This window comes from Stappia sp. MMSF_3263, assembly GCF_030733745.1.
Classification (GTDB): domain Bacteria; phylum Pseudomonadota; class Alphaproteobacteria; order Rhizobiales; family Stappiaceae; genus Stappia.
Map to the genome: position 1 here is coordinate 21,031 of NZ_JASHIK010000034.1, position 6,845 is coordinate 27,875.

Sequence of the window (6,845 nt, forward strand, 5' to 3'; positions counted from 1 at the left end):
CGGATGGCGATATCATGACAAGCACAGTCAAGGCGGACCTCATCCTGGTCCATGCCCCGGCGATCTTCGATTTCCGCAATCGCGACGATTTCGCGCTCGGCTGGTACGCGAGCCAGGAGAGCAGCAACGTCACCCCGATCTTCGAGATGCACCCGCTCGGCTTCCTGTCGATCAAGAGCTTCATGGCCGAGCGCGGGCTCGACGTGAAGATCGTCAACCTCGCCTCGCTGATGCTCAAGCACCCGACGCTCGACGTCGAGAAGCTGCTCGAGCATCTCGACGCGCCCGCCTTCGGCATCGACCTGCACTGGCTGCCCCATTGCCAGGGCTCGGTCGAGGTCGCGGGCCTGCTGAAGAAGGTTCATCCCGACAGCTTCGTGGTCTTCGGCGGTATCGTCTCCACCTATTACGCCCGCGAGATGATGCAGTATCCGCAGATCGACGGCGTCATTCGCGGCTACGATACGCTCGAGCCCTTCGCCAATCTGGTCAGCCAGATCAAGCGCGGCGTCCGCGGCCGCTACGACGTGGAGAACCTCGTCTACAAGGACAAGGGCGAGATGGTCGACAACGGCCATTCCTACACGCCGGAGATCCTCAACGACGTCGCCATCGACTGGTCGAAGATGTTTCCCAAGACCGACAGCCTGCTCAACATGCCCAACCTGATGGTGCTGCCGAACACCGGCTGCCAGCAGAGTTGCGGCTGGTGCTCGGGCTCGCGCTGGGCCTACCAGCGGATGATGAATGTCGAGAAGAAGACCGTCTTCCACCGTCGCTCGGAACAGCTCGAGCGCGAGATCACGACCTTCCCCAAGACGGAATCGCCCTTGAGCGTCTACACGCTTCAGGCCTATTCGGAATCCTCCCCCCGGTTGCTGTCCTATCTGCGGGCGGTGTCCGAAAGCGGCGTGGTCAACTCGGTCTCCTTCGAGCAGTTCCGCCTGACCAAGCCGTCCGTCCTCAGGCAGATGGTGGCTGCGGCACCCAATCTCGACATCTACATCAACCTCTCCCCGCAGTCGCACGACGTGGAGATCAGCCGGCTGACCGGCCGGGGAACCTACACCAACGAGGAGATGGAGGCCTGGATCGCCGAGGCGCTCGATATCGGCATCAAGGGCTTCTACCTCTGGTACACGATCGGCATGCCGCACCAGACCCATGCCTCGGTGATGGAGACGGTCGCCTATTCCCGCCGGCTGATGGAACGCTTTCCGGACGACAAGGTGGTGCCGACGATTTTCGGCATGGTTCCCTTCCTCGACCCTGGTTGCCAGTGGTTCGAGCAGCCGGCCGAGCACGGCTACACCGTGTTCCACCGCGACCTGGAATCGCATCGCAAGTCGCTCACCCAGCCGCGCTGGCGCGACGCGATGAACTACGAGACCAAATGGATGAAGCGCGACGAGTTCCTGCCCTCGATGTACGAGGCGATGCAGGTGATGGCCAATGACAAGGCGGATTTCGGCCGCATCACCAAGCGCTCGATCAAGATCGTCAACGACCGCATCGACCATCTGCGTCATCTGACCGGGTCCATCGACCGGGAGATGGAGGCCAGCGGCAAGCTCTCCTCGTCGCTGCGCCGGGAACTTGCCGCGCACAACAACGAGATCCTCTCCTACGCGGCCGATGTCGCGCTGGTGAAGAAGCCGCTGTCAGGGCGCTGGTACGACGACCATACCGTGCCGCAGGACATCATCGACGCCTGCACCAGCAAGGCCCAGGCCGCCTGAACGGCCAGGCCGCGGCAACAGCTCCAGGCCCGGCGGCGCATCCGCGCCGTTCGCGACCGGTGGCGGCACGCTGCCGCCGGGCCGCCGGGCCGCGCCCTCCCCTGTCATCCAAGGACGGACAACGACCATGCAAGCTGCCGGAACCACCCACAACGACAGTGTCGGAATTCTCGCCGCCGCCCGTTACCTGCCGGAGCGCCGCCAGGATCTTGGCGATATCCTCGCCCGCGAGGGCCTGCAGGACAGCATGGCGGCCGCATCTGGCATCGGCGTCACGGGCGTCCATGTCTTCGAGGGCGAAAGCCCGACCGACATGGCACTCGCCGTCTCCCGTCTGGTTCTGGATGAGGCAGGACTGACGCCGCTCGACCTCGATGCGATCATCGACTTCTCGGTGATGCCGCAGCGTTATGTCGAGCCTGCCTGGTCGATGAGCAACGAGCTGCAGGCAGAACTCGGCGCCAAGAAGGCCTTCACGCTGGGCTATAGCGGCGGTGGCTGCGCCAACCTCCATGCCGGGCTGAAATTCGCCCGCGCGCTGATCCGCGCCAATGCCGACGTCGACCGGGTGCTTCTGGTCGCCGCCGACCAAGCCATCGCCGGCAACCGGGTGATCGCGGCGGACGGGCCGGTGACCGTGCTCGGCGACGGCGCCAGCGCGGTGATCGTCGCCCGCGGCGAAGGCAAGGCAACGATCGTCGGCACGGCCCTGCGCTCGAACGGGCACATGCACGACGTCCTCAACATTCCCGGCGGCGGCATGGCGCATCCGACCCGGCTCGACCTCTACCGCCTGACGCTGGATGCGGACAAGCTTGCCTCCGTCGACCGGATGGGCGAGTTGCGCGGCCTCGTAGACAAGCTGCTGGGGCGGCACGGGCTGGCGGGTTCCGACATCGGCCGCTTCGTCACCTCCAACATCTCGCTGGAGGACACGCGGCGCTTCGGCGAGACGATGAATGCCAACGGCCGGCTCGCCAGCAACGGCTTCGCCACGCACGGCCACCTGCATTCCTCCGATCTCGTTTTCAACATGCTCGAACTGATGGCGGGCGACGTGCCGGCCGACACCCATGTCGTGATGGCAAGCCACGGTCTCGGCTTCCTTTACGGCGCCACCCTGCTCAAGTTCTGACGAGGGAGTTTCCCATGGATCACGTCGGCATATTGTCGGAAGCCTTCTACCTCCCGCCGGACAAGAAGCTGGTCGAGGACGTCTTCCGCGACGAGGACGTCCCCTTCGGCACGCTGTCGAAGCATATCGATTTCCAACGCGACATCGGCATTCACGACATTCACGTCACGGACGAACTGCCTTCCGTGCTGGCGATCGAGGCGGCCACGCGCGCCCTCGACCAGGCAGGCGTCGCGCCCGAGGACGTCGACCTCGTCGTCGACTTCACCTCGATCCCGGAAGACTATGTCGGCCCGACCTGGTCGGCCGCCGGCCTGGTGCAGGAGCGGCTCGGGCTCGTCAATGCCTTCGCCACGGCGGTCAATACAGGCGGCTGCGCCAGCTACCATCTGGCGCTGAAGACCGTCATGTCGCTGATGCTGTCGGACGACGATGTGGAGACGGCGCTGCTGTTCGCCGGCGACCGCACACCGGAGCTGAACAAGACCTACTACCCCATCACCGTGGCGAGCGACGGCGGCAGTGCCATCGTGCTGCGCAAGAATGCGACCCGCGCCCGCATCCTGGGTGTCGAAACGATCTCCATCGGCCGGCTGCACGATGTCTGGTACGTGCCCGGCCTGCAGAACCGGCAGCCGAACGAGGAGGTCACCGAAAAGCTGCTGCACATGTATGCCAAGATGGACAAGTTCAACGAGGGCGTCATTCCGATCAATTTCCGCATGTTCGGCAAGGTGATGAAGCAGCTCCTCGACAAGCTCGACATGAGCTTCGACGACGTCGACTATTACATCTACCCGACCTTCTCGACCTGGGATCAGGCCTATTTCATGAAGAAGTTCGACCTCGATCCGGACAAGGTCTACACGCGGGCCCTGCGCCATCGCGGCCATGTGCAGGAAAGCGACATGGTGATCAACTATGCCGAGGCGGTCGAGCTGGAACTGATCCGCCCGGGCGACAAGGTCATGGTGGTCTCCAACGGGGCGGGCTTCGCCTGGTCGGCAGCCCTCATCCATCATTGAGCGCGCTTTCAGGCACCCTGCCCGGCCGAACCTTTCCGGCCGGCGAGCCGCCTGTCCTCGTCCGGCGGCAAGGCCTTGCCGGGCGGATCACGCTCAACCGGCCGCGCACCCTCAACATGCTGAACGAGCCGATGCTGGGAGCGATCGAGGCGGCGCTCGCCGACTGGCGCGATGACCCAGGCATACGGCTCGTCATTCTCGATGCGGCCGGCACCCGGGCCTTTTGCGCCGGCGGCGACATCGCCGCCGTGCACGGGCGCGTTATCACCGGGGACAGTGCCGGCGCGCGGGCGCACTGCACGCGCGAATACGCCCTCGACGCCGCAATCGCAGGCTATCCCAAACCCGTCGTCGCGCTGATGGAGGGCGTCACGATGGGCGGCGGAATCGGGCTGGCCTCGCATGCCAGCCACCCCGTCGTCACGACACGCAGCACCCTGGCAATGCCCGAATGCGCCATCGGCTGGATCCCGGATTCCGGCGCCAGCCTGCTGTTTGCCCGGATGCCCGGGCATCTTGGCGAATGGCTCTCGCTCACCGGGGAGAAAATCGGGGCGCATGATGCTATCGCCCTCGGCCTTGCCCGCCATCTCGTCGCCTCCGATCGTCTGGAGACCCTGGTCGACCGCCTGTGCCGGGATGGCGATACGACGGCCCTCGAAGAGCTGGAAGAGGCACCCGGCCCCGGTCGTCTCGCGGGAATGCAGGCCGCGATCGACACCGTGTTCGCGGGCGCCGGCGTGCCGGCCATTCTGGAGCGCCTCGACGGTATCGGAGACAGCTTTGCACCGGACGCCAGCTGGGCACCGCGCGCCGCCGCCGCCATCCGCAAGGCCTCGCCACTCGCCCTCGCCCTGGCGCTGTCCGCGATCGAGATCATCCGCCGAAACGCGACGCTTGAGGCGGCGCTCTCGCTTGAACTCTCCATCGTCGGCCGGTTGATGGCCCATGCGGATTTCGCCGAAGGGATCCGCGCGGCAATGATCGACCGCGACCGCAAGCCGGTCTGGCATCACCCGCATGACCATGTTTTCGAGGCTGGGGAGCTTGCCCGGTTCCTCGACAGTTCCCCCTGAAAGGTCAGTCGCAAAGGCACCTGAATGCCCGGAAATTATATATTTCACGCACTTCTGGGCTGGCTTTAGATTTCCCGTGTAAGACGCAGAAATACAGAAAAACGATGTGGGGTTGCGGGGTGCCGGTCTGGCGCTTTCGTCGTCGCGCAGACGACATCACACCGCACCTCTCGTCTTGCCAACCGTTTCACGGCATCACGCCGTCGGTATCGCCGCCCGCAGGGCTGGCGGTACCGAAAACGCATTCGGGAAACAGACAATGACCTCAGTCCAATCGACTTCCGGTTCCTCGCTGATGGACAACTGGCCGACGCTGCTGGTCGCCGCGCTCGGTTCCTTCCTCGTCATTCTCGACGTGACCGTCGTGGCCATCGCGCTGCCGTCCATCGAGCGCGAGCTCAAGGCGAGCTTCGCCGAGCTGCAGTGGATCATCAACGCCTACAACATCGCCTATACCTCGGTGCTTATCGCCGTTGGCGCCATCGCCGACTGGTTCGGAAGACGGCGGGTGATGGTCATCGGCCTGACCCTTTTCGGTCTCACCTCGCTGATGGTCGGTCTTGCCGAGACACCGATGGCGCTGATCGCCGGACGTGTCGCGCAGGGCCTGTCCGCCTCGGCGATGCTGATCCTCGGCGTTGCGCTGATCTCCAACGCCTTCCAGGGTGCACAGCGCGCCCAGGCCTTCGCCATCTGGGGTGTCTCGATCGGTTGCGGCGCCGCCTTCGGCCCGATGGTCGGCGGCGTTCTCGTCGATCTCCTGAGCTGGCGCTGGATCTTCCTGCTCAACGTGCCGATCGTGCTGACGCTCATCTCGCTCTGCTACTGGCGGGTGGAGGAGTCTTCGGACAAGAATGCCGGCGGTCTCGACTGGCCTGGCATCCTGACCTTCACCGGCGCGCTCGCCTGCCTCTCCTATGCGGTCATCGAGGGTGGCGAAAAGGGCTGGGCAAGCAACACGATCATCGGCGCCATCGCCGGGGCGGTCGTGCTGTTCCTCGCCTTCGTCTGGATCGAGACCAGCGTCAAGAAGCCGGCTTTCGATCTGCGCCTGTTCCGCATCCCGACCTTCACCGGCATCCAGCTCATCTGCGTGCTGAACAGCATCACCTTCTGGGTCATGCTGGTCTACCTGCCCATCTATTTCCAGGTCGTGCACGGCATGTCGGCCTCCTCGGCCGGCCTTATGCTGATGCCGATGACGGTGCCGCTCCTGCTGTTCGCACCGCTTGGCGCCAAGCTTGCCGCGCCCGACAGGCTGGGCGTGCGCGGACTGATCGCCTTCGGTTGCGGGCTCGTGGCGCTCGGCTTCCTGTGGCTGGCCATCGCTCCGCCCTCGGAAGTGATCATGTGGGGTGTCGCCTTCCTGCTGCTCGGCCTTGGCACCGGCCTGATCAACGGCGAGTTGTCGAACGTTGCGACCGCCGTCGTTCCCCCGGAGCGGGCGGGCGTCGCCTCGGGTGTCAACATCACCTTCCGGCACGGGTCCTTCACCCTGTCGATCTCGGTGTTCGGCGCCATCCTGCTGTCCAGCATCACGCTGCAGCTGGGCGGCGACGCAAGCCTTGCGTCCGTGCTGGGCGACGGGCTCACCAACACGGCCAACCTGATCGCACGCGGCGACTTCGCCGGCGCGGTCTCCAGTGCGCCGCTCGAGATCCAGCCGGCCATCACCGAATTCGGTCAGGCAAGCTTTGCCAACGCCTTCTCGGTGCTCCTGTGGATCGTCGCCATCCTGTCGATCATCGCAATCGTCATTTCCGGGCTTATGATCCGCCGGCGCGACCTGCTGGCCGGGCCGGAGGCCCAGGCAGCGGCGGCCGGCGAGTAACGGCACGTCACAAGCAACGCATCTCCCGCCGCGCCGGAC

General features: G+C 65.1%; 5 protein-coding genes. All 5 read left to right on the top strand.

Features of this window, described 5'->3' with window-relative positions; all coding sequences use genetic code 11:
- The first annotated feature begins 14 nt into the window (after nt 1-14).
- A complete protein-coding gene (locus RBB46_RS22235; protein WP_306031249.1) occupies nt 15-1,739 on the top strand; it encodes a cobalamin-dependent protein in 1,725 nt (574 codons plus the stop codon).
- A gap of 127 nt (nt 1,740-1,866) precedes the next feature.
- Nucleotides 1,867-2,874: a hypothetical protein gene (locus RBB46_RS22240; RefSeq protein ID WP_306031250.1), complete on the top strand. Its 1,008-nt coding sequence runs from the start codon at nt 1,867-1,869 to the stop codon at nt 2,872-2,874.
- 14 nt (nt 2,875-2,888) lie between these two features.
- Entirely contained in the window at nt 2,889-3,899 is a 1,011-nt protein-coding gene (locus RBB46_RS22245; RefSeq protein ID WP_306031251.1) for a 3-oxoacyl-ACP synthase III family protein, read from the top strand.
- On the top strand, nt 3,896-4,975 hold the full coding sequence (locus RBB46_RS22250) for an enoyl-CoA hydratase/isomerase family protein (RefSeq protein ID WP_306031252.1): 1,080 nt from the start codon (nt 3,896-3,898) through the stop codon (nt 4,973-4,975). The genes RBB46_RS22245 and RBB46_RS22250 overlap by 4 nt, the downstream gene beginning before the upstream one ends.
- 259 nt (nt 4,976-5,234) lie before the next feature.
- Nucleotides 5,235-6,806: an MFS transporter gene (locus RBB46_RS22255; protein ID WP_306031253.1), complete on the top strand. Its 1,572-nt coding sequence runs from the start codon at nt 5,235-5,237 to the stop codon at nt 6,804-6,806.
- Nucleotides 6,807-6,845 lie beyond the last annotated feature (39 nt).

Excerpts from the sequence above, each read along its gene's own strand:
- RBB46_RS22235 (WP_306031249.1), top strand. The coding sequence starts at position 15 with ATGACAAGCACAGTCAAGGCGGACCTCATCCTGGTCCATGCCCCGGCG.
- RBB46_RS22240 (WP_306031250.1), top strand. The coding sequence starts at position 1,867 with ATGCAAGCTGCCGGAACCACCCACAACGACAGTGTCGGAATTCTCGCC.
- RBB46_RS22245 (WP_306031251.1), top strand. The coding sequence starts at position 2,889 with ATGGATCACGTCGGCATATTGTCGGAAGCCTTCTACCTCCCGCCGGAC.
- RBB46_RS22255 (WP_306031253.1), top strand. The coding sequence starts at position 5,235 with ATGACCTCAGTCCAATCGACTTCCGGTTCCTCGCTGATGGACAACTGG.